We start from the raw sequence: 22,707 nt of genomic DNA, 5'->3' as shown, positions 1-22,707 counted from the left end.
AGCCGCCCGTGGCGACGCAACGCAATCATGGACGACATTGGATGGGGCCTTGACACGGGCAACTCGTGCTGTGTTGAATGATATCGGTTCTCATCAAGGTCAATTTATTGCGGCGCGATGAGACGACGGGGGAAAGATCACGCGCGCCGTTCCGGTTTGAGCCAACGCGTCCGACCTGCCGGTCCTTGACCCGGCCGAGTTGTTGATTGCTCACTTTGCCGCGCCCTGCCTTGGGTCCGCGGCGCCTCCTGGCATGCGTCGATGCGCGCCGCAGCGTGCGCCGCAGCCTGGCCGGTCCCTGGCGGGATCAGTGCGTAGTTCGGCGGCACAATGTCGTGCCGATACGGGGAATCATGTTCGCAAGGAGTTCCTGCATGTCCGCAGTGCAAATTCCGGCATTCACATCCGTCTATGAAGAGGCGGAGCGCAGGGTTGCCGCGACGCCGATCGAGGAACTGTCCGGGCTGGGCATCCTGCAGCCGATCGAAAACTACTACCTGGTAGGCACCTACCCGCCGTTGAAGGCGATGACCGAGCTTCCGGCCGACCAGGTGCTGACCGGGCTGACCGACGAGGCGAGCGTCTACCTGCACATCCCGTTCTGCGAGCAGCGGTGCACCTTCTGCCACTTCGCCAAGGAGATCCTGCCCCACGACCAGCGGGTCGAGCGGTACCTGGGCGCGCTGCACCGCGAGATCGAGATGGTCACGGCCGCGGTCGGCAAGCCGGTGCGGGCGCAGACGGTGTACTTCGGCGGCGGCACGCCGTCCTACCTGTCCGCCGACCAGATCACCGCGCTGTTCGCGCACCTGCGCAAGCACGTCGACATCGGCGACCGCACGGAGGTCACCTTCGAGCTGCACCCCAGCGTGATCGACGCCCCCGACTACCTCGACCGGCTCGACGCGCTGGCCGCGAGCGGGGTGAACCGGTGGGTGTTCGGCGTGCAGTCGATGGACGACCGCGTGCTGCGCAAGCTCAACCGCGGGCACGACGCCACGCACGTGTACCGGATGCTGGACCTGCTGCACGAGCGGAACCTCGACAACCACTCGGTGGACCTGATCTTCGGCCTGCCCTACCAGACGCCGGAGAACTGGTACACCACGCTGGCCTCGCTGCTGCGCTACGGCGTGGAGAAGTTCAACATCTTCCCGCTGATGTTCAAGCAGGCGGACCCGATCTCCGCGCACTACCGCAGCCAGCCCGAGATCTTCCCCGACGTGCGGCAGCGACTGCTCATGCACCACATGACCGAGATCGTCACCGCCGAGCTGGGTTTCCGCCGCGGGCCGCTGTTCTACTACGCGAAGGCCGACACGCACTCGCGTCAGCAGGAAGCCAAGTACGACTCGATCGAGGACATCAACCTGCTGCCGTTCGGGGTCTCCGGGTTCGGCTACGTCGGGGACACGCAGTACTACAACGACTGCGGGATGGACGGCTACCTGGGCCGGGTGGAGCGCGGCGAGCTGCCCGTGTGGCGGGCCGCCCACCTGAGCGAGGCGGAGCGGATGCGCCGTGCGGTCATGTTCAACCTGCGCTCCCGCGGCGTCGGCCGGGCGGACTTCCAGACCCGGTACGGCGTCGACCCCGCCGAGCACTTCGCGGCGGAGCTGGCGCCCTTCGTGGAGTACGGCCTCATCCACATCGGCGAGCACGCGATCGAGCTGACGGACGCCGGCGTGCCGATGGCCGACAGCATCGCCCTGCGGCTGGTCAGCGACGAGGTGCTGGACCTGGTCCGGCGCGCGAACGCCGGGATCCGCGACCTCAAGCGCGACCCGATCGACCGCTACGACTTCTCGCCGCTGGAGCGCGGGCCGGTGGCCGCGACCGTGACCCCGGGCGGCCGGCCGTCGCTGCCGCTGTCCGTGGCGGAGCCGGCGCAGTGAGCGCCGAACCCGCGGCGGGGTCCGGGCTGCGCCGCGACCTGTCCCGCCGGCAGCTGCTGATGCTCGGCATCGGCGGGGCGATCGGCACCGGCCTGTTCCTCGGCTCCCGTTCGGCGATCGCCACGGCCGGCCCGGCGATCGTGCTGGCCTTCGTGCTCGGCGGCGCCGTCGCCGTGACGCTGGCGTACGCGCTGTCCCGGATGATCCAGGCGGTGCCGCGGGTACAGGGGTTCGGCGGCCTGACCGAGCGCTTCCTCGGCCCGGGGCCCGCCTTCGCGCAGCGCTGGTGGTACTGGATCGCGCAGGTGGTCAACCTCGGCAGCGAGGCCACCGCGGTCGGCCTGTACCTGCGGCTGTGGTGGCCCGGACTCCCGCTGTGGGTGCCGGTGGTCATCGTCGCCGTGCTGCTGCTCGGGGTCAACGCGCTGGCCGTCGGGGTCTTCGGCGAGTTCGAGTACTGGTTCGCGATGATCAAGGTGATCGCCATCGTCGCGTTCATCGGCCTGGGCGTCGTCGCGATCACCGTCGGGCTGCCCGACCTGCCCGCGCCGGGCCTGTCGCACTGGACCGACCACGGGTTCGCGCCCAACGGACTGTCGGGCCTGTGGCAGGCGATGGTCCTGGTGATGTTCAGCTACATGGGCACCGAGGCGCTCGCGGTCGCGGCGGGCGAGTCGCGGGACCCGGGGCGCGACATCGTCGCGGCGACCCGCGGCGTGGCGCTGCGCCTGCTGCTCTTCTACGTCCTCGGCACGGCCGTCATCGTGTCGGTGGTGTCCTGGACCGAGACCGCCGGCAGCGGGGTCGCCGCGAGCCCGTTCGTGCACCTGCTCGACGTCGTCGGGCTGCCGGCCGCGGTCCACGTGATGAACGCCGTGGTGCTCGTGGCCGCCCTGTCCGCGATGAACACCAACATCTACGTCACCAGCCGCACGCTGTACCAGGCGGCGATGAGCGGCCAGGCCCCCAGGACGTTCCGGGCCATCAGCCGGCGCGGGGTGCCGCTGCCCGCCCTGCTGGTCTGCGCCGCCGGGCTGCTGCTGGCCGCCGTGCTCGCCCTGTGGGCGCCGGAGCGCGCGTTCCTGGCGCTGGTCGGCGTGTCGCTGTCCGGGGCCCTGCTCACCTGGATCTCGATCCTCGTCACCTACCTGGCGTTCCGGCGGTCCGCCGACGCGGCACCACGCGACGGCGCGGCACCGCGCCTCGGCGACCGGATCGCCGGGGTGGCCGCCGTCCTGTCGGTCGCGCTGCTCGCCGGCGTGCTGGTCACGATGGCGGTGTCGGACGCCTTCAGCACGCCGGTGCTGCTCGGCGCGCCCCTGCTGCTGCTCGTGGCGGTGGCGGGCGCCGTGCAGGTCCTGCGCCGCAGGCGGGCCGGGACGCCGGAACCCGGCGAGTCCTCTGGACAGGCCGCGGCGGAACCGGTGGTGCGGCGATGACGACGGCCGCCGGCAGGTCGCGGCCGGCGCAGCTCGAGCAGTCGGGAGGGGTGGCGGTGCGCACCAGCCGGGTCCGGGGTTCGCACTACGACGAGACGCACGTGGAGGCGAGCGGCGCGGGCCGCGCGGTCACGCCCGCCGAGGTCGAGGAGATCGTCCGCGAGGTGCGGCGGCGGTACGACGCCCAGATCCTGCGCGTGACGGTCTTCGGCGACTTCGTCGCGCCACCCGCACCGCTCCCGCGCCGGCTGTGGGCGGCCCACCAGTACCCCCGCGCCGAGCAACGCTGGTCGGTCGAGGTAGCCGCGGTCGTGCCGCACGCCGGCGCCGGCGTGCGGATCGAGTCGCCCGGTCCGGACACCACGCTCATCGTCACGCAGGAGGACGGGCGCGAGGTCCGCCGGATGATCCACGTGGCCGGCGCGCCGGCCGGGTCGTCCACGCTGGACCAGGCGAGCGAAGGGCTGCGCGGCGCCGAGGCGGCCCTGGCCGCCTGCGGCCTGGCACCCGAGCACGTGGACCGGACCTGGTACTTCCTGTCCGACATCGAGCGCAACTACGTGGAGCTCAACAAGGCGCGCGACGCGGCGTTCGACCGGTGGGGGCTCACGACGTTCCCGGCCAGCACCGGCATCGGCGCGAGCCTGCCCGGCGGGGGCTTCGTCGCGATGGCCGTCGAGGCGACCGCGGTCGCGGGCGCGCCCGCCGCGGCGCAGGTGGAGACCGCGCTGCAGCGCCCGCCCGCCGACTACGGACCGCGGTTCGTGCGGGCGAACCGGTCGCGCCGCAACGGATGCGACGTCGTCAACGTCTCCGGGGTCTCCAGCATCGACCGCGACGGCGTGTCACTGCCGCAGGCCGACGCGCAGGCCGCGGTCGACTTCGCCTGCGAGAGCTTCACCGACCTGCTGCGCAACGCCGGCATGTCGGTCGAGGACCTGGTCAGCTGCTACGTGTACTGCAAGGACGAGCAGGCCGAGGCGGCGTGGCGGCACTGGTGGCGGCGCACCGGACGGCCGGTGCCGGCCCTGGTGAACCAGGTGGACGTGTGCCGGCCCGAGCTGCGGTTCGAGATCGAGGGCCGCGCGGTGCGTCGTACTGAGGGCGGCGGGTGAGCCGCCGTGGACGCCTCGGTGGTGCTCATCGACAACTTCGACTCCTTCACGTACAACCTCGTGCAGTCGTTCGAGCTGTGCGGGGCGCGCACCGAGGTGGTGCGCAACACCGCGACGCTGGACGAGGTGATCGCGCCCGGACCGACGCACCTGGTCCTGTCGCCGGGGCCCGGGACGGTCGAGGACCCGTCGTCCTACGGCGTCAGTCTGGCGGCGCTCGCCCACTTCGCCCCGCTGGTGCCGGTGCTCGGCGTCTGCCTCGGGCATCAGGCGATCGGCCGGCACCTCGGGGCCAAGGTCACCCAGCTGGACCGGGTACGCCACGGGCACGTCTCCGGGGTGCGCCTGCGCGCCCCGTCCCGGCTGCTGGCCGGGCTGCCGGACGGGTTCCGGGTCATGCGGTACCACAGCCTCGTGCTGGAGGAGACGTCGTTGCCGGACACCCTGCGCGTCACAGCGGTGGCCGAGGACGACGGCAGCGTCATGGCGGTCGAGCACACCGACCTGCCGGTGTTCGGCGTGCAGTTCCACCCCGAGTCGATCGGCACCGCCGACGGACTCCGGATCATCGCGAACTTTCTTTCTGAGATTCCGCCGAGGAGAGACCATGGCTGAGGAGTACATCTTCAAGCTGGCCGATGCGAGCAAGTCCGACATCGTCGATCAGCTCATCGAGGCGGACGACCACATTCCGGGTCTGGTCTTCACCTACCCGCCGATCTCGCTGTGGGAGCCGCGCGACCCGTCGGTCGTCGACGTGGACACGCTGTGGGCCGGCAGCGACACGTTCTCGCACAACCTCTACATCCACATCCCGTTCTGCAAGCAGAAGTGCAGCTTCTGCTACTACAGCGTGGCCGTGGTGCAGGACGACACCGAGGTGATCTGGAGCTACCTGCGGTGCCTGGAGCGCGAGGCGCTGCAGTACCTGCCGATGATGCGGGGCAAGAAGATCGAGACGGTGTTCGTCGGCGGCGGGACGCCGAGCCGGCTCAACCCCGAGCAGATCGACTTCCTCTTCGAGCGGGTGATCCGCCGGTTCGACCTGTCCGAGTGCCGCGAGATCACCTACGAGTGCTCGCCCGACTCGGCGGTGCAGGACCGCATCGCCGCGATGGCGGCCAACGGCACCAACCGGCTGTCGATGGGCGTCCAGTCGCTGGACCCGGAGATCCTGCGCAAGTCGCGCCGGTCGGACACGCCGTCCAGCGTGGTGCGCACGTACTACAACATGGTCGACAGCGGCGTGCCCAACGTGAACATCGACCTCATCGCCGGCATCGAGAAGGAGGCGTTCGGCAACCTCGAGCGCACCATGGACGCCGTCGCGGCCCTCGACCCGACCCCGACGCAGATCACGCTGTTCACGCTGTCCGTGCGCAAGGGCGCCATCAACAACGTGACGCTCGGCCAGGAGGACAACGCCCGGCTGTTCCGCCGGAGCCTCGCCCTGTACCGCTACTCCAAGCGGCGCATGACCGACATGGGCTACTGGCAGTTCTCGCGCAACCTGTTCCCGCGCGAGGACTGGATCTTCCACTACCAGGACAACCACTGGGGGCACAACGGATACACGCTCGCCCTCGGCGCCAGCGGCTACAGCCACTCGCACGGGTACACGTACAACAACGCGTTCAACTTCCGCGAGTACATGCGCCGGATCGAGGCCGGGCTGCCCGCCGTCGACAAGGTGTTCCCGCTGAGCGAGGACGAGTCGCTGCGCCGGCACCTGGTGCTGGCGATGAAGCACACGGAGCTGGACATCCCCCGGTTCAACTCCTACTACCCGGCCGGCAGCGAGCCGCTGCGCCGCTTCGAGACGGTCTTCGAGGCGCTCAGCGCGCTCGGCGTCATCACCATCGACGACCAGCGGATCCGCTACACCGACCACTACGCCGACGTCAGCGACCGCTTCACCCGGCTGTTCTACTCCGACCTCGTCAACGACGGCATCAACCGCGGCGTCGGGCAGCTCGCCGGCGCGGCCGGCAACGCCTTCAACTTCACCCTTTGAGCAGCGTCGTGCCTCCGTACGTCGAGGTGCCCTTCGACGGTGACCCGTACGACCTCGTCGGCCCGCTGGAAGCATGGTTCGGCTCGCTGGTGTGCTACCGGCTGGCCGACCGGCGGCTGCTGTTCGCGTCGCTGCGCGACGCGTGGCGGATCCGGGCGGACGGGGCCGTGCGGGACGGCGTCCGGTTCGACGGCGGCATCGCCGCGCTCCTCGACCAGGTTCACGGTCAGGTGTCCGCGGCGCCGCCCGGCTGGACGGGCTGCGACCTGCTCTTCGCGCTGTCCTACGAGGCGACGTGGCTGCTGCGGCGGGAACGTGGGGTGCCGGGGACCGCGCCGCCGGCCGCCGCGCCGGGACCGGGGCTGCTCGGCTTCGTGGCCCCGGTGGGGCAGGCGGTCGTCCACGACCCGGCCGGCGGCGTGCTGCGGTGCGCGCCGCAGGACCGGGAGGCAGTGGAGCGGCTCTGCGCCGCGCTGCCGCCGCGCGGCCGGCCCGCCGACGCCGGTGCCCGCCTGACGGCGACGATCGAGGAGATCGACGCCGGGCGGTACCGCCGCCAGCTCGACGTGGTGCGTGAGCATCTGCACCGCGGCGACGCCTACCAGGTCGTCGTCTCGGTCGCGGTGCGGGCCCGCCCGGCCGGCACGGTGCACCGCTACTTCGCCGACGTGGCCGGCCGCTACGCGGACGCGGAGTACAGCTACTACTTCCAGCTGGACGGCACCCGGGTGTTCGGCAACTGCTCGCTGCCGCATCTGACGGGGGACGGCGACCGGGTCGGCACCCGGGTCTTCGCCGGCACCCAGCCGGCCGCGGCGGACGACGCCGAGCGGGACCGGCTCGGCAGCCTGCTGCGGCAGGACCCCAAGTACTACGCCGAACACGTGATGCTGGTCGACCTGGAGCGCAACGACCTGAGCAGCTTCTGCCGCCCGGTGTCGGTGACCGTCGACCGGCTGTGCGAGCCGCTGGTCATCGGCCCGACCACGTACCTCGCCTCGACCGTCTCCGGCACCTGCGGGCCGGGGCTGCCCTTCGGCGCGATGCTGCTGGGCAACTTCCCGCGCGGCGTCGTGGTCGGCGCGCCGAAGATCCGGGCGCAGGAGGTGCTCGCGGCCGTCGAGGACGAGCGGCGCGGCTTCTTCGCCGGGCTGCTCGGCGGCTACGACGCGGGCGCGGGCACCCTGCGCTCCAACACCATCGTCACCTGCGCCGAGCAGGACGGCGACGACGAGCTGACGCTGCGCTGCGGCGGCGGCGTGGTCGCCGACTCGGAGGTCGAGCAGGAGCTGCGCGAGCTCGACCTGAAACTGCGCTACCTCAGATAGGCGGGGGACATGATCATCGTCGGGTTCAACGGCTTCACCGGATCGGCCGAGCTGTTCGGCCGCCTGTACGGGCGCAAAGGGATCGACAAATATCGCGTCCTGGGGCACGACGCGGCGGTCGTCGTCGCGGTGGACGGCGAGGTCGTCGCGGCGGTGGAGGAGGAGCGGATCAGCCGCGTCAAGAAGACCTCGGACCTGCCGGTCGGAGCCCTGCGCTGGGCCCTGGACAAGGCCGGGGTCGCCCTGCCCGACGTCGACTGCTTCGCCTTCCCGTGGGACTTCACGCCCGAGGTGTGGGACGCGGAGCTCGCCCGTGCCGTGGGCGGCGAGGCCGGCGGCGCGGCCGGCGTCGAGGAGAAGTTCGCCCGCGTCCGCCGCCTCGACGAGCTGCGCACCACGCTGGTGTCGCCCGAGGCCGTCCGGGCCGACTTCGCCGCCCGCACCGGGTTCGAGATCCCCGACGGCCGGCTCATGCTCGTGCCGCACCACCTCGCCCACCTCATGTGCGGCTACCACATCGCCGGCTGGCCGGACGCGGCCTTCCTGGTCAGCGACGGGCGGGCGGAGCGGTACTCGTCGATCATGGGCGAGGTCCGGGACGGCGAGGTCACCATCTTCGACGACGCGACCGTCGACATCGCCAACTCGCTGGCCCTGCTCTACAGCAAGGTGACCCGGTACCTCGGCTTCGTGCCCAACAACGACGAGTACAAGGTGATGGGGCTCAGTGCCTTCGGCGAGCCGCCGGGCGGGCGCAACCCGCTGCTGAACCACGTCGTGCGGCTGCACGACGGCGGCGGCTACTCCCTCGGCATCGACCACCCGCTGCTGGACACCCAGGCCTACGCCGGGCTGTTCGACGAGATCTTCGAGCGCACCGTCCCGAACGACGACTGGGACTTCCGCTGCCGGGTGGCGGCCGCGGTGCAGGAGACCGTCGAGGTGGTCACCCGCCACCAGATCGACGCCCTGCAGCGGCGATCGGACCTCCCGCGCCTGCTGATCGAGGGCGGTCTGGCGCTGAACTGCGTCAACAACACCAAGCTGCTGGAGGGCTCGCGCTTCACCGACGCCGCGGTCAGCTTCGGCGCGAGCGACCCGGGCGTGGCGCTCGGCGCGGCCGTGTACGCCGCACAGCGGCTCGGCGCGCCGGTGCGGCCCGACCCCGACCCCTACCTCGGACCCGAGTACACCGACGACGACATCCGCGAACTGCTGGCCGGGTACGCCGGCAAGGTCACCTGGCAGGAGTACACCGAGGAGCAGAGCCTGCTGGCGGCCGTCGTGAAGCTGCTGACCGAGCCGGTGGTGCTCGGCTGGTTCCAGGGCCGCACCGAGTACGGCCCGCGGGCGCTGGGCAACCGCAGCATCCTGGCCAACCCGCAGTTCGCCGACATCCAGGACGTGATCAACCTCCGGGTCAAGCGGCGTGAGCCGTTCCGCCCTTTCGCGCCGGTGATGCTGGAGTCGGCCGCCGAGCGGGTGCTGGAGATGGGCAAGAAAGTTTCGTCGCCCTACATGACGTTCGTCTTTTCCGTGCGTCCCGAATATCGGGAAATCATGCCGGGCGCCTGCCATGTCGACGGCACCGCCCGGGCGCAAACCGTCACCCCCGCCGCCAATCCTCGTCTGGCCGCGCTGCTGGACGCCTTTGCCGAGGCCACCGGCGTGCCGTGCCTCATCAATACATCGTTCAACGTGGCGGGCCAGCCCATCGTCTCGTCGCCGCAGGATGCCCTAGAGTGCTTTTTGAGCACCGAAATCGACGCTCTGGTGCTGCACCGATTCCTGCTAAGCAAGGTGGTCGAGCCATGACGATTGACTTCACCAACCCGTACTGCCTGATGTATTCCGAGGGCGAGGCCACCATTGGTGCCGGGGAAGTCGTTCGTTCGTGGCGACTCGCCGATGTGCCCAAGAGCACCGGGCATCCCGTCATCAGCATGGTGCCGTACACGCAGCTGCGCGAGCGCGGTTACGTGTGCCACGACGGCAACGAGCCGATCATCTCGCTCGTGCCGTCGCGGTTCGAGCGGATCGACCTGGCGGCGGTCGCGCCGGACGGGGTGTCGGTCGAGGTCAGCGGCACGCCGACGTTCACCCCTTCGGACGAGGAGTTCGCCGCCCAGATCGCGCAGGTGATCAGCGAGGAGATCCAGCGCGGCGAGGGCTCCAACTTCCTGCTGTCGCGCCGCTGCGACGTCCCGATCATGAACTTCGGACCCGACGTGGCGCACACGATCTTCGCCCGGCTGGCCCGCAACGAGATCGGGGCGTACCTGACCTTCTGCTTCTTCGACGGCGAGCGGTACTTCATCGGCTCGTCGCCGGAGCGGCACCTCACGTACCGGCGCGGCACGGTCACCATGAACCCGATCTGCGGCACGCTGCCGCGGGCGGCGCTGAGCAAGCGGGCCGACCTGGTGGAGTTCCTGTCCGACCCGAAGGAGATCAACGAGCTCTTCCAGGTGGTCGACGAGGAGCTCAAGATGATGTCGCGGATCTGCGGTGAGGGCGGCGTGGTGAGCGGGCCGTTCCTCAAGGAGATGAGCGCGCTGGTGCACACCGAGTACGTCCTGGAGGGCACGGCGACGATCGACCACATCGACGCCTTCCGCGAGTCGATGTACGCCGCGACGATGATCGGCAGCCCGCTGGAGAACGCCGCCCGGGTGATCCACCGGCACGAGACCGAGTCGCGGCGGTACTACTCCTCCGCGCTGCTGGTCACCGGCCTGGAGGAGGACGGCGAGCCGTACCTCGACAGCGCCATCACCATCCGGACGATGGAGGTCGAGGCCACCGGCCACGCGGTCATCCGCGCCGGCGCGAGCATCGTGCGCGACTCCGTGCCGGAGAAGGAGTGCCGCGAGGTGCGGGCCAAGGCCGAGGGCCTGCTGCGCGCCATCACCACCGCCGAGGCCCCGGGCCCGTTCCTCGACCAGCACGTCGACCAGCTGGTCACCGACGTGCTGAACAGCCGCAACAAGTACCTGTCGCGGTTCTGGATCGACCGGCAGACCGACGACCGGCACGCCGCGCCGCAGCTGATCGGCCGCTCGGTGCTGATCATCGACAACGAGGACCAGTTCACCGAGATGCTCAAGCACATCCTGGAGCACCTCGGGATGAAGGTCAGCATGTGCGGGTACCGCGACGAGACCATCTCGTTCGACGGCGCGGACCTGGTGCTCGTCGGCCCCGGGCCGGGCGACCCGAACAACCTCGACAGCCCGAAGATCGCCCGGCTGCACGAGATCACCCGGCAGCTGCTCGACGCCGAGCTGCCGTTCCTGGCGGTCTGCCTCGGCCACCAGGTCCTCTGCCGCACGCTCGGCATGACGGTCCACCCGGTCGACCCGCCGATGCAGGGCGTGCAGCAGAGCGTCGACCTGTTCGGCCGGCGGGAGCCGGTCGGGTTCTACAACACGTTCTTCGCCCAGGCGCCGGCCGTCGCCCCGGAGGGGGTCGAGATCGCGGCGGAGCCGGACGGCCGGGTGATCGCCCTGCGCGCGCCGCGGTTCGGCAGCTTCCAGTTCCACGTCGAGTCCGTGCTGACGACCAACAGCGTCACGATTCTGCGGGAGGTGCTCCTTTGGCTGATGCGATGACATTGCCGCTCCGGGACAGCTACAGCGAGGACACGATCCTCATCAGCGGGCTGTCCGGCGACGGCACGCACGAGCGCTACCTGTTCCTCGATCTCGCCCGGCGGACGCTGCGCGAGACGACGATCGACATCGCCGAGCTGCGCTCGCGTCAGCACGCCGTGCTGGCCGAGCGGCTCGGCGAGGTCGTCCCCTACGGGCTGGGCAGCCACGAGCAGCTGCTGCCGTACTTCCTGCACCCGCACAGCTTCGTGCAGAGCGCCGACGGCGAGATCATCGTGTCGTTCAAGCAGGCGCCGTATCTGCGGCGCCTGCTGCCGACGGGCGAGACCCCGCTGTGGCCGCCCGCCGACGAGCTGGACTTCACCACGATGCAGAGCTCGACGAAGTGCGAGGCCGAGCCGGGCGTGATCACGTTCGGGGTGACCGACGGCGCCGACCGGTTGCGCCGGTACGTCGACGGCCGCCAGCCGGTGCGCAGCTCCATCCGGCGGGTGGACCTGCGGACCGGGACGGACACCGGGGTGGCCGAGCTGCCGGACTTCGTCCTGGACACGATGCACGAGGTCAACGTCTCGCCGCTGGGGTTCGTGGTCGGCGTGGACATGAACCTGTCGGTCGAGGCAGGGCCGGACGGCAGGGTCGACGGCGTCGACGGTGACCTCGACGTCGAGCGGTATGCCAAGAACCCGTTCCCGCGCGGGCGGTTCGTGCTCGCCGACCCGCGGACCGGCCGGACCGTCGTCGTCGGCACCACCGAGAGCTGCTCCGCGCACGTCGACTTCGACCTCGACGACCCCGAGGTCTTCTACATCTCGTGCAACAACATCTCGAAGTGGCAGAACCAGGTGGTCGTGCACGGTCCCGGTGCGGTCGACCGCTTCCGGTACCACGACGGCGAGGTGGTGCGGGAGGGCACCTACACCGCGCCGGACTTCCTGCGGATCACCTCGCAGGAGCCGTTCCGCCGGGACGGGCGCAGCTACCTGGCCGTCACCGGCTATCCGAACCGCCTGTTCGTCATCGATCCGGCGGACATGAGCCTGGTCGCCGGCATCGAGCTGTTCGACCACGACCGGCTCGAGCCGCCCTTCGCGTGCGACAAGAACACGCCGGCCCCGCTCTACCTCGCCGTGTCGGAGTCGGGGCGGTACGTCTACCTGACCGGCTCGACGACGCTGTACGTCGTCGACCTGGACCGCGGCGCGGTCGTCGACCGGGTGCCGTTCTGCGCGCCGGGTTCGCTCGCGGCGACCGCACACATCGGGATCGTCCGCCGGGCATAGCGACACACCTGTCACGAGGCCGGCCGGCCGATATTTCGGCCGGCCGGTATTCGGCCTGAAACAATGATTCACACATCGGAAACAAACCCTCGTCCGATCGTGCAGATGGCGCTACTCGGACCGGTGTGAATTGGATTGCCCCTATAGACGGCTGCTGATAGCGTCGTTCACTGTCGACCGCCGGAGGGTGACACTCTTTCGGGTCCTTGAAATTCGTGCTCTGATATACACGGGGATGAGCATTGACTCAGGAACAGGCGCGTATCAGTCCGTCCCGCCCGCAATCTTCATCGATGGAAATCGACCCCGCCGAGCTGCATTCGGTCATGGCCGACCATGTGCTCGTCGACGGCTACGACTTCGTCCTCGATCTGCGCTCCAGCGCAGCCGGATGGCTGCACGACGCGGCCACCGGCCGCCGTTTCCTCGACATGTTCACATTCTTCTCCTCGGCGGCACTGGGCGTGAATCCGCGGGCCTTGACCGGCGACCCGGACTTCATGGCGAGGCTGGCCGCGGGCGCGGTCAACAAGCCGTCCAACCCGGACGTCTACACCGCCGAGTACGCGCGGTTCGTGATCACCTTCGCCCGGGTCTTCGGTGATCCGGCGCTGCCGTACCTGTTCTTCGTCGACGGTGGCGCCCTCGCGGTGGAGAACGCGCTGAAGGCGGCCTTCGACTGGAAGCTGCAGCGGCTGCGGGCCGCCGGGGCGGACCGGCCCGGGCTCGAGGACGAGCTCTCGGTGCTGCACCTGGAACGGGCCTTCCACGGCCGCAGCGGCTACACGCTGTCGCTCACCAACACCGACCCGGCCAAGACCGCCGGGTTCCCGAAGTTCCGCTGGCCCCGGATCCCGGCGCCGGCGCTCAGGTTCCCCGTCGAGGCGCACGAGGCGGACAACGCCGCCGCGGAGCGGCACGCGCTGCGGGAGGCCCGGGCCGCGTTCGCGGCGGCCGAGGGCCGCATCGCCTGCTTCATCGCCGAGCCGATCCAGGGCGAGGGCGGCGACAACCACCTCAGCGCCGCGTTCCTCGGCGCCATGCAGGAGGTCTGCCGCGAGCACGACGCGCTGTTCGTGCTCGACGAGGTGCAGACCGGCGGCGGCATCACCGGCACGCCGTGGGCCTACCAGCAGCTCGGCCTCGCTCCCGACCTGGTGGCGTTCGGCAAGCGCACGCAGGTCTGCGGCGTGATGGGCGGCGGGCGCATCGACGAGGTGCCGGCCAACGTCTTCCGCGTCTCGTCGCGGATCAGCTCCACGTGGGGCGGCAACCTCGCCGACATGATCCGGGCCACCCGCATCTTCGAGGTCATCGAGCGCGACGGCCTGTTCGCGACCGCGGCCGACCGCGGCCGGTATCTGCTCCTCGGTCTGCGGGAGCTCGCCCGCGCCCGGCCCGGCCTGCTGGACAACCCCCGCGGCCGCGGGCTCATGTGCGCGGTCGACCTGGCCGACCGGGCCGTGCGCGACGACGTGGTGGCGCGGATGTACACCGACGAGTCCGTCATCGTCCTGCCCTGCGGCGATCGGGGTCTGCGGTTCCGCCCGCCGATGACGGTCACCGAGGAGCACCTCGACCGCGCGCTCGCGGCACTGGACGCCTGCCTGAACAAGAGCGGGACCTGAACCACCTGAACCCACCACGACGGAGGAAACAGGCGCACATGAGTGTCCTCGACGATCTGCCGGTCCGCCCGGCGCTGCCCAGCGCGCTGCAGTCCATCGGCAACACGCCGCTGGTCCCACTACGCCGGCTGACCGCCGGGCTCGACGCCCGCGTGCTGGTCAAGCTCGAGTACTTCAACCCGACCGGCAGCTACAAGGACCGCATGGCGCTGGCCATGATCGAGGAGGCGGAGCGCCGCGGCCAGATCTCGCCGGAGCGCACCACCATCGTCGAGTACACCGGCGGCAGCACCGGCTCCTCGCTGGCCTTCGTGTGTGCAGTCAAGGGCTACCCGCTGAAGATCGTCACCTCGGACGCGTTCAGCGAGGAGAAGATCCGCACCATCTCGTCGCTGGGCGCCGAGGTGGTGATCGTGCCGAGCGTCGGCGGCGCGATCACGCCGGACCTGATGCCGCGCATCATCGACCGGACCCGCGAGCTGGCCCAGGAGGGCGTCACCTACTGGACCGACCAGTTCAACAACCCGGACAACGCCGTCGGCCAGCGCACCCTGGGCCGGGAGATCCTGGCCCAGACCGAAGGGCGCGTCGACGCGTTCGTGGCCAGCGTCGGCACCGCCGGCTGCGCGATGGGTGTCGCGCACGTACTGAAGGCGCACGACCCGGCCGTCACCGTGCACATCGTCGAGCCGAGCACGTCGGCCGTCATCTCCGGCGGCGCGCCGGGCACGCACCGGGTCGAGGGCATCGCGCTGGGCTTCGTGCCGCCGCTGCTGCGCCCCGAGCTCTACGACGAGGTCATGGTCGTCGAGGAGGCCGAGGCGCGGGAGACCGCCCTGCGGCTGGCCCGCGAGGAGGGCATCTTCGCCGGCACGTCCACCGGGATGAACGTGGCGGCCGCGCTGCGCCTCGCCAGGGAGCGCGGCGGCGGCATCACGATTGTCACGCCGGCCGTCGACAGCGGCCTCAAATACATCTCGACCGACCTCTTCCCGCGCGAGGCCGGCGCCGCATGAAGTTCACCAATGTCCTGCTCGGCGTCCTCGTCGCGGTGATCTGGGGCTTCAACTTCGTGGTCGCCGACGAGGCGGTCGCCGACGTGCCGCCGTTCCTGCTCGTCGCCCTGCGCTACCTGGCGGTGGCGGTGCTCTTCATGCCCTTCACCCGCCGCGACGGGCTGCCGTGGAAGTACATCACGGCGGTCGGCCTGCTCTACGGCGTCGTGCAGTTCTCGGGGCTGTTCCTCGGCCTCAAGCTCGGGGTCAGCGCCGGCGTGGCGGCCACGGTGATCCAGAGCCAGGCACTCATCACGATCGTGCTGGCGTGGTTCTTCCTCCGCGAGCCGTTCGGCGTCCTGCAGTGGATGGGGCTCGCGCTCAGCGGCGCCGGCCTGGTCCTGCTGTCGCTGTCCGGCGGGGAGAACGCGCCGATCCTCGGGGTCGTCTGCGTGCTCATCGGCGCGGCCGGCTGGGCCTGCTCCAACATCGTGCTGCGCAAGGCCGGGAAGATCTCCGCCTGGACCATGACGGTCTGGCAGTCGGTCGCCGTGATCCCGCCGATGCTGCTGCTGTCGGCCGTCTTCGAGCACGGCCAGGTCGGCACGGTGCGGCACATGCCGATCGACACCGTCGGCGCCGTGCTCTACATCGCGCTGCTCGCCACCGGTCTCGGCAACTTCCTGTGGTACCGGCTGATCCAGGACGAGGGCGCCTCGAAGGTCGCCCCGTTCTCGCTGCTGGTCCCCGTCGTCGGCGTCGTGGCCGGCTGGATGGTGCTGGACCAGGCGCTCACCGGCCGGCAGACCACCGGCGTGCTCGTCATCCTCGTCGGCCTGGCGATCGTCGTGGTCGGGCCGACCCTCACCCGGAAGTTCCGCCCCGCCCCCGCCGACCGCAGCGCCGCGGCCGGCGAACCGGCGGCGGATCTCGTCAAGGAGTAGCCCAGCACAGGAGGTAGTGACATGACCGCCGGCACCACCAGCCCGCTCAGCCGCCTCAGCCTGCCGGACACCGACCAGAAGACCGTCGCCGCCCAGCTCGACGAGATGGGCTACGTCTACATCGACAACGTCCCCGACGGCTTCGACCACGTCGCCTACCTCGAACAGTTCGGCCCGCTCATGCCGCAGTACGACGGCGAGCTGATCTGGTCGATCAAGTCCCAGGAACGGTTCGAGAACCTGTACCACTCGCTCAACACGAAGGCCCTGCGCCCGCACACCGAGTGCTACGAGTACGAGGGCCTGCCGCCGAAGTACCTCGCGCTGTGGTGCCTGGTCCCGGCCTCCGACGGCGGCGGGCAGACGACGCTGGCGGACCTCCGGCCGCTGTACGACGGGTTCACCGAGCAGGAGCGCACCGCCCTGTCCTCGCAGGAGTACCGGTTCGTCTCCAGCGCCGGGGTGCAGGACATGGAGCTCGGCCGCACGGCCGTGCACCCGCTGCGGGAGGTGCGCGAGGGCCTGTCGCCCGTGCTGCGCTTCAGCTACAACTGCGTGGTCACCGACGACGACCCGTTCGTCCTGGACGTCCGGGAGCGGGTGCTGGCGTACTTCGACGAGGCGCACGTGTCGATCGACTTCACGCCGAACTCGATCCTGATCTGGAACAACCACCGTCTGGTGCACTCGCGGACCGCGTACACCGACACCCGGCGGCACCTGCGCCGGGTCTGGCTCGCCGAGGCATGACCGGCCAGCGAAGCGGCTCGGGCCGGTCATCATGTGACAGGTTCAGGTCAGGGCGACGCCGGAGCGCAGCGGGGGTGGCGTCATGACCGGCCAGCGCAGCGGCTCGGGCCGGTCATCATGTGACAGGTTCAGGTCAGGGCGACGCCGGAGCGCAGCGGAGGTGGCGCCATGACCGGTATGGCCGATGTCCGTGTTTTGCGGGGCATCGACGAGATCTCGGCCGCGGCCTGGGACGGTGCCGTCGTCGCGCACGGCGGCTCCGTGTACCACCGGCACTCCTGGCTCGGGGCCCTCGAGTCGGGAGGGCTGGTGGAGGCGGAGGCGCGTCACGTGGTGGCGTCCGGCGGCGCCGGGGTCACCGCGGTGGCGCCGCTGTACCTGACGGGCCGATGTCCGAAGCTGCGGATGTTCCAGCGGCACTACGTCGAGGCGGGCCTGCCCGACGCGCCGATGTTCGTCGCGCACAGCATGTACGCCCAGTCGAGCGAGATCCTCGCCGGCGACGACGTCACCCGCGCCGCGCTGCTCGACACCGTCGAGGCGGTGCGCCGGGCCGAAGGGCCCGACCTGATCCTGGCGTTCCCGCTGGTCCCGGCCGGTTCGCCGCTGCTGCCGCTGCTCGCCGGTCGGGGCTACCGGCTGGCGCTGCTGTCCTGCACCAACCTGCTCGACGTGGAGTGGGACAGCTTCGAGGCGTACCTCGCCGGGATGCCCAGCAACAAGCGCCACAACATCGTGTCCGGCATGCGCCGCAGCGAACGCGCCGGCGTGACCGTCGAGGTCCGGCGCGGCGACGCCGACGTGGCCCTCGTCGCGGAGCTGGTCCGGCGTACCGCGGCCCACCACGGCAGCCCGGAGTTCTTCACCGAGCGTTTCCTGGGCGCGGTGCTCGACCGGCTCGGCGAGTCGGCCGTCGTCTTCCTGGTCTCCGCCCACGGCCGGCCGCTGCTGGCCTGCGTGGCGCTGGACGACGGCGTCGAGGTGGCGCCGTGGTGCATCGGGTTCGACTACGCGGGCCTCACCGAGTTCGGGCACTACAACTACCTCTACGCGAGCGTCATCCGCTACGCGATCGAGCAACGCCGGCGCGTCGTGAACTTCGGCCGCAGCACGTACTACATCAAGCGGAAGTACGGCTGCCGGCGGCGCCCGGTCTACGCGGCCATGGCGCCGCCGCCGGCCCTGGACGGCGCGGTCCGGAGCTGGCTCGCCGAGATCGACCGGCACGCCCGCGCGGAGCTGGCCGAGGCGCGCCTGCCGCAGCCGCCGCCGGCCCACCCGACCGACCCCCTGCAGGAGGCGGCATGACCTTGCACGGCGCGGCACTGCAGGACCCGCTCGTCGCGGAGGGCTTCGACCGCCAGCGGCGGCGGCGGGCGGCGCTGGCCGCCGTCCCACCGGCCGAGCGCAGGGGGCGGGCGGAGGCGGAGATGCGGGCGCTGGCGGCCGCGCTGCGGGCGGCCAACCCCGGATACCGCAAGCTCTACCAGGGTGTCGAGGGTGTGCCGGTACTGCACAAGCAGCACCTGGTGGAGGACTTCGACGCGTTCGCGGCGGGCACCGGCGTCGACCGTGCCGTCGTGGAGCGCTTCCTGGCGTTGCCGTTCCGGCTGGGGAGCCGCTGCGACGACGAGCACCTGCTCTTCTCCTCGTCGGGTTCGACCGGCGCGCCGCTGCCGGTGCTGTACAGCCTGCGCGACTTCGCCCAGAGCCTGGAGGCGTTCGCCAGCCGGGCGGTGTACGGCGCCCGGCCGGCCGCCCGGACCCTGCTGTACATCGGCCTGCTGGACCGGCACAACGGCGGCAACGCGTGGATGTACCACCTGGGCGGCGCGTTCGACGTCTGGCTCGCCGACGTCTTCGCCAGCCCCGGGGAGCTGCTCGACGTCGTGCTGGAGCACCGCCCCGAGGTCGTGCTCACCCGGCCGCACGTGCTGGTCGGGATCGCCGAGGAGGCCCTCGCGCGGGGCGTGCCGCTGCCCCCGGCCCACCTGCTGAGCGTGGGCGAGGGGCTGCAGCCCGAGCAGCGCACCTGCATCGAGTCGGCGTGGCCGCATCCGCCGCACAACAGCTACTCGACCGTGGAGACCGGCCCGCTGGGCTACCAGCCGGACCCGGCCGTCGAGTCGCTGCGGATCTACGACGACCTGCACCTGGTGGAACTGCTCGACGCCGAGGACCGGCCGGTCACGCGGCCGGGGGTGCCGGGCCGGATCGTCGTCACCACGCTGTACCGCACTGTCCTGCCGCTGGTCCGCTACCGCATCGGTGACGTGGCCGCCTGGACCGATCCGGACCTCACCAGCATCAGCTTCCCGCTCGGCCGCGACGCGGCGGTGCTGCGGCTGTGGGACGGCGAGCGCACCCGGTCGGTGCCGGAGCTGCCGCTGTGGTCGATCCGGGTCGGTGGCGTCCGGCAGTACCAGGTGCTGCAGGTCGGGACGGGTCACCTGCACGTGCGGTACGAGCCCACCACCACCGGCGGCCCGGCGCTGGAGGAGGCGTTGCTGGCGGCGGTCAGCGAGCGGCTCGGCTTCGCGCCGGAGCTGACCGTGGAGGCCGTCGACGCGCTGCGGCCCGACCGGGCCAGCGGCAAGATCAAGCGCGTCGTGCCGCTGCAGCGGCGCGGGGACGGGGTGATGCCGGCGTAACGCGTCCGGACAATCAATTCGCGACGGTGAAAAGAATGGTAACCGTCGTCCATTTTTCCGTGCCCGGAAATGGCCGGTTCAACGCGTGGATCTGACTTGACCACGGTGAATGGCATTGTTATGTTCCAGATCATTCGACAGTCATGCTCACGACTTGGTCGATCTGCCCGTCGGGCATACGAGTCGCGGGGGAAGCAACTATCTCGAAGCCCTGGATTAACTATCCAATCGATGGGAGAAGTAGCAATGTCGAACAGCTTGTACGATCGCATCGTCGCGCAATTTTCGCAACTTGTGGCCCCCGGGCCGCAGGAGCTGTCCGCCGCCTGGGCGGCCGTGGGTGGGACGCTGTCCGAGGTGCTGGAATACGCCAGCGAGCCGGGCGTCTACCCGTACGGCCGGCAAAAGATCTTCGCCAATGACGAGGTCGAGATCATCGCGATGAACTGGGGCGCGAACCGGACCTGCGCGCCGCACGACCACGGTTCGTCGTTCGGCTGGGTCAACGTGATGAGCGGCAATGTCGAGCACACCCTGTACACGCTGGACCAGTACGATGTCCCGGTGCCTTATCTGACCCGCACCGAGGTGAACGGGTCGCGGTATTTCGCGGCCCGCTCAATGGTGCACGCGATGGGCAACCCGACCGACGAGCTCACCGTCACCCTGCACGTGTACGCGCCGCCGATCACCCGGATGAAGGTCTACGACCTGCAGCAGTGCGCCGTCTGCGTGGTCAGCGACGACTGCGGCGCCTGGTGGCCGGCCGAGCAGCGGCAGATGCTCGAGATCATCAAGATGGAGCGTCGTGACCTGGCCGCCGCGACGGCGGAGGTGGGGGCATGACCGGGACCGTGACGAACACCGTCATCGACGCGGCGCACCTCGGTGACGCGGCACTGACCAACGCGGACGTGCTGGCGGCCGCCGGGCGCCCCGTCCACCTGGACTCGTTGCGCGGCCTGCCGGACGGCCCGGTGGCCGGCGCCGACCGCTGGCTGGTCAACCGGCCGGTCGCCGACCTGCCCCTGGCCTGGGCGCCCGCCGCCGACTCCCTGCTCGTGGTCACCGCCGGGCGCATCGAGGTCGTTCGTTCCGGCGCCGCCAGGCTGCTCGGCGAGGGCCAGTCGGTGCGGCTCGCGGCGGGCGAGGACGTCACGGTGCGGGCCGTCGCGGTCCCCGTGCCGAGCGCGGTGCTGCTCGTCCACGGCGCACCCGCCGCCCCGGCCGAGCGGCCCGAGGCGGCCGCCGAGGCGGCGGAGGTGCCACCCGCCCGCGACTTCTACTACGGCTACGCCGACCGTTACGCGGCCGTGTATGCCGCGGGCGGGGCCACCTGGGAGGCGCCCGACCCCAACGACGTGCTGCTGGCCAACCTCGACCGGCTGCCGGCGGCCCCGGCCAGGGTGATCGACCTGGGCTGCGGCGAGGGCCGCGACTCGGTCTACCTGGCCACCCAGCGATACACGGTGACCGCGGTCGACGTGGCCCGGGCCGCCTTGGACAAGGGGCGCGAGCGCGCCGCCGCCGCCGGCGTCGAGGTCGAGTTCCTCGAGCGCGACGTGATCGAGCTGGACAACCTGCCGCGCGGCGCGTTCGACCTGGCCCTCAACATGGGCTGCCTGCACATGATCCCCGACCCGGACCTCCGCGCGGCCCACCTGCGCGGCGTCCGCGACCTGCTGCGCCCCGGCGGGCTGTTCCTCCTGGCCCACTGCCGGGAGAAGTGGCTGCAGGGCTTCTACTCGGTGCCGGACTACGACACCGTCGGCCCGGTCGTCGCCGGCCGGGTCGTCCCGCGCCGGATCCGCATGCAGGACGGCACGACCTCGATGCTGGACCTGCCGTTGGTCCCGTACAAGGAGGCGACCGCGGCCGAGCTGGCGGCCGAGCTGGCCGCCGCTGGCCTCGAGGTCGAAGAGGACATCAGCGGCGACACGGCGGCCTTCGGCAACACCGTGGTGCTGCTAGCCCGACGCCCGTAACCACGTCCAGGCGGTGGCCGGCGACCCGGCCACCGCCCGCTCATCCCGATGGGAGCTTCATGCCGGCCCTCGCCTTCGTCGCCCTCTGCCTCGCCTGGGGTGGCACCTGGTTGGCCATCCGGATCGGTGTGCAGGACGCACCGCCGCTCTGGCTGGCCGCCACCCGGTTCACCGTGGCCGGCGTGCTGCTGCTCGTGGTGGCCCGCTTCGTGGGCGGCTGGAAGCGCATCACGTGGCCCGACCTGGGGCGCCTGGTGGCGATGTCCGCCGGGGCGATCAGCATCTGCTTCGGCCTCATCTTCTGGGGCGAGCAGTACGTGGAGTCCGGCCTCGCGGGCGTGCTGGTCCAGGGATTCGTGCCGATCGGCCTGTTCGCCTTCGCGCTGCTGCTCGGGCGCGAGCGCATCGCCCGCCGGCAGCTCCTCGGCCTGCTGCTCGGCCTGGCCGGGGTCGCCCTGCTGGTGCTCACCCAGGTGCGGTACGAGCCCGACGGCCGCGTCCTGGCCGGCACCGCCGCCATCATCGTCGGCACACTGGTCTACGACTGGGCCGGCGTCTACGGCGGCGACCTGCTGAGCCGCTACCCCGCCACCTTCATGTCCGGCATGGAGAACTTCATCGGCGGCCTGCTGCTCATCCCCGTCTCCCTGGTGCTCGAAGGGCACCGCATCGCGGCCGCGGGGCCCGTTCCCAGCGCCGACGCGGCCTGGGCCTGGCTCTACCTGGTCGTGATCGGCTCCATGGTCGGTTTCACCGCCTACACGTACCTGCTGGCCAAGTGGGGCCCGACCCGCGCCTCGGCGTACGCCTTCGTGACCCCGGTGGTCGCGGTCCTCGTCGGCGTCTCCCTCGGCGAGGAGACCCTGCACTGGCAGGACTGGCTCGGCGCCGGCATGGTGGTGGCCGCCGTGGTCTTCATCGTCACCCGCAAGAAGCTGACGACGGCCGCGCCGCCCTCGACCGAGGAGCCCGCCGAGGACGCCCTCGCCCGCTGAACCGTCCACAAAGGACTCTCCGGTGAGGGCCCCACCAGACTTCGACGGCCGTGTATGGTCGGGGCATCGCTCGG

18 protein-coding genes are annotated in these 22,707 nt (G+C 70.8%); all 18 read left to right on the top strand.

Annotation, left to right across the window (positions count from 1 at the left end):
* Nucleotides 1-374 precede the first annotated feature (374 nt).
* The 18 genes from ACZ6TV_RS15515 to ACZ6TV_RS15430 all read left to right on the top strand — a co-directional run bounded on the left by ACZ6TV_RS15515 (nt 375) and on the right by ACZ6TV_RS15430 (nt 22,633).
* Complete coding sequence (locus tag ACZ6TV_RS15515; protein ID WP_465297825.1) at nt 375-1,895, top strand: coproporphyrinogen-III oxidase family protein; 1,521 nt, start codon at nt 375-377, stop codon at nt 1,893-1,895.
* Complete coding sequence (locus ACZ6TV_RS15510) at nt 1,892-3,334, top strand: amino acid permease (RefSeq protein WP_465297824.1); 1,443 nt, start codon at nt 1,892-1,894, stop codon at nt 3,332-3,334. Before ACZ6TV_RS15515 ends, ACZ6TV_RS15510 begins: the two co-directional genes overlap by 4 nt.
* The gene (locus ACZ6TV_RS15505) at nt 3,331-4,449 is read left to right on the top strand and encodes a hypothetical protein (RefSeq protein WP_465297823.1); all 1,119 of its coding nucleotides are present in this window, start codon (nt 3,331-3,333) and stop codon (nt 4,447-4,449) included. The genes ACZ6TV_RS15510 and ACZ6TV_RS15505 overlap by 4 nt, the downstream gene beginning before the upstream one ends.
* A 6-nt stretch (nt 4,450-4,455) precedes the next feature.
* Nucleotides 4,456-5,064, top strand: a complete 609-nt coding sequence (locus ACZ6TV_RS15500) for an anthranilate synthase component II (protein ID WP_465297822.1) — start codon at nt 4,456-4,458, stop codon at nt 5,062-5,064.
* Nucleotides 5,057-6,463, top strand: a complete 1,407-nt coding sequence (locus ACZ6TV_RS15495; protein ID WP_465297821.1) for a coproporphyrinogen-III oxidase family protein — start codon at nt 5,057-5,059, stop codon at nt 6,461-6,463. Before ACZ6TV_RS15500 ends, ACZ6TV_RS15495 begins: the two co-directional genes overlap by 8 nt.
* Entirely contained in the window at nt 6,460-7,791 is a 1,332-nt protein-coding gene (locus ACZ6TV_RS15490) for a chorismate-binding protein (RefSeq protein WP_465297820.1), read from the top strand. The genes ACZ6TV_RS15495 and ACZ6TV_RS15490 overlap by 4 nt, the downstream gene beginning before the upstream one ends.
* Nucleotides 7,792-7,800: 9 nt before the next feature.
* The gene (locus tag ACZ6TV_RS15485; RefSeq protein WP_465297819.1) at nt 7,801-9,606 is read left to right on the top strand and encodes a carbamoyltransferase family protein; all 1,806 of its coding nucleotides are present in this window, start codon (nt 7,801-7,803) and stop codon (nt 9,604-9,606) included.
* Complete coding sequence (locus tag ACZ6TV_RS15480) at nt 9,603-11,402, top strand: anthranilate synthase family protein (protein WP_465297818.1); 1,800 nt, start codon at nt 9,603-9,605, stop codon at nt 11,400-11,402. Before ACZ6TV_RS15485 ends, ACZ6TV_RS15480 begins: the two co-directional genes overlap by 4 nt.
* Nucleotides 11,399-12,685: a YncE family protein gene (locus ACZ6TV_RS15475; RefSeq protein WP_465297817.1), complete on the top strand. Its 1,287-nt coding sequence runs from the start codon at nt 11,399-11,401 to the stop codon at nt 12,683-12,685. The genes ACZ6TV_RS15480 and ACZ6TV_RS15475 overlap by 4 nt, the downstream gene beginning before the upstream one ends.
* A 293-nt stretch (nt 12,686-12,978) precedes the next feature.
* Nucleotides 12,979-14,313 (top strand): L-lysine 6-transaminase, encoded by a 1,335-nt coding sequence (gene lat / locus ACZ6TV_RS15470; protein WP_465297816.1) that lies wholly within the window; start codon nt 12,979-12,981, stop codon nt 14,311-14,313.
* Between the two features lie 38 nt (nt 14,314-14,351).
* Nucleotides 14,352-15,329: a PLP-dependent cysteine synthase family protein gene (locus ACZ6TV_RS15465; protein WP_465297815.1), complete on the top strand. Its 978-nt coding sequence runs from the start codon at nt 14,352-14,354 to the stop codon at nt 15,327-15,329.
* The gene (locus ACZ6TV_RS15460) at nt 15,326-16,252 is read left to right on the top strand and encodes a DMT family transporter (RefSeq protein WP_465297814.1); all 927 of its coding nucleotides are present in this window, start codon (nt 15,326-15,328) and stop codon (nt 16,250-16,252) included. The genes ACZ6TV_RS15465 and ACZ6TV_RS15460 overlap by 4 nt, the downstream gene beginning before the upstream one ends.
* 21 nt (nt 16,253-16,273) lie before the next feature.
* Nucleotides 16,274-17,002, top strand: coding sequence for a TauD/TfdA family dioxygenase (locus ACZ6TV_RS15455; protein WP_465297813.1), 729 nt, complete (start codon nt 16,274-16,276; stop codon nt 17,000-17,002).
* Between the two features lie 168 nt (nt 17,003-17,170).
* On the top strand, nt 17,171-18,310 hold the full coding sequence (locus ACZ6TV_RS15450; protein ID WP_465297812.1) for a GNAT family N-acetyltransferase: 1,140 nt from the start codon (nt 17,171-17,173) through the stop codon (nt 18,308-18,310).
* The gene (locus ACZ6TV_RS15445; protein ID WP_465297811.1) at nt 18,307-19,653 is read left to right on the top strand and encodes a phenylacetate--CoA ligase family protein; all 1,347 of its coding nucleotides are present in this window, start codon (nt 18,307-18,309) and stop codon (nt 19,651-19,653) included. The genes ACZ6TV_RS15450 and ACZ6TV_RS15445 overlap by 4 nt, the downstream gene beginning before the upstream one ends.
* Before the next feature lie 246 nt (nt 19,654-19,899).
* Nucleotides 19,900-20,499, top strand: a complete 600-nt coding sequence (locus ACZ6TV_RS15440) for a cysteine dioxygenase (protein WP_465297810.1) — start codon at nt 19,900-19,902, stop codon at nt 20,497-20,499.
* Entirely contained in the window at nt 20,496-21,638 is a 1,143-nt protein-coding gene (locus ACZ6TV_RS15435; protein WP_465297809.1) for a class I SAM-dependent methyltransferase, read from the top strand. The genes ACZ6TV_RS15440 and ACZ6TV_RS15435 overlap by 4 nt, the downstream gene beginning before the upstream one ends.
* Nucleotides 21,639-21,697: 59 nt before the next feature.
* Nucleotides 21,698-22,633, top strand: coding sequence for a DMT family transporter (locus tag ACZ6TV_RS15430; RefSeq protein ID WP_465297808.1), 936 nt, complete (start codon nt 21,698-21,700; stop codon nt 22,631-22,633).
* Nucleotides 22,634-22,707 lie beyond the last annotated feature (74 nt).

It is taken from the genome of Dactylosporangium sp. NPDC051087, from assembly GCF_055586325.1.
The sequence above is the reverse complement of the archived record's forward strand: the minus strand, read 5'-3'. Positions and strand labels throughout refer to the sequence as shown.

Coding starts and splice junctions, on each gene's coding strand:
- ACZ6TV_RS15515 (WP_465297825.1), top strand. CDS start 375: ATGTCCGCAGTGCAAATTCCGGCATTCACATCCGTCTATGAAGAGGCG.
- ACZ6TV_RS15505 (WP_465297823.1), top strand. CDS start 3,331: ATGACGACGGCCGCCGGCAGGTCGCGGCCGGCGCAGCTCGAGCAGTCG.
- ACZ6TV_RS15495 (WP_465297821.1), top strand. CDS start 5,057: ATGGCTGAGGAGTACATCTTCAAGCTGGCCGATGCGAGCAAGTCCGAC.
- ACZ6TV_RS15485 (WP_465297819.1), top strand. CDS start 7,801: ATGATCATCGTCGGGTTCAACGGCTTCACCGGATCGGCCGAGCTGTTC.
- ACZ6TV_RS15480 (WP_465297818.1), top strand. CDS start 9,603: ATGACGATTGACTTCACCAACCCGTACTGCCTGATGTATTCCGAGGGC.
- ACZ6TV_RS15475 (WP_465297817.1), top strand. CDS start 11,399: ATGACATTGCCGCTCCGGGACAGCTACAGCGAGGACACGATCCTCATC.
- lat (WP_465297816.1), top strand. CDS start 12,979: ATGGAAATCGACCCCGCCGAGCTGCATTCGGTCATGGCCGACCATGTG.
- ACZ6TV_RS15465 (WP_465297815.1), top strand. CDS start 14,352: ATGAGTGTCCTCGACGATCTGCCGGTCCGCCCGGCGCTGCCCAGCGCG.
- ACZ6TV_RS15460 (WP_465297814.1), top strand. CDS start 15,326: ATGAAGTTCACCAATGTCCTGCTCGGCGTCCTCGTCGCGGTGATCTGG.
- ACZ6TV_RS15455 (WP_465297813.1), top strand. CDS start 16,274: ATGACCGCCGGCACCACCAGCCCGCTCAGCCGCCTCAGCCTGCCGGAC.
- ACZ6TV_RS15450 (WP_465297812.1), top strand. CDS start 17,171: ATGACCGGTATGGCCGATGTCCGTGTTTTGCGGGGCATCGACGAGATC.
- ACZ6TV_RS15445 (WP_465297811.1), top strand. CDS start 18,307: ATGACCTTGCACGGCGCGGCACTGCAGGACCCGCTCGTCGCGGAGGGC.
- ACZ6TV_RS15440 (WP_465297810.1), top strand. CDS start 19,900: ATGTCGAACAGCTTGTACGATCGCATCGTCGCGCAATTTTCGCAACTT.
- ACZ6TV_RS15435 (WP_465297809.1), top strand. CDS start 20,496: ATGACCGGGACCGTGACGAACACCGTCATCGACGCGGCGCACCTCGGT.
- ACZ6TV_RS15430 (WP_465297808.1), top strand. CDS start 21,698: ATGCCGGCCCTCGCCTTCGTCGCCCTCTGCCTCGCCTGGGGTGGCACC.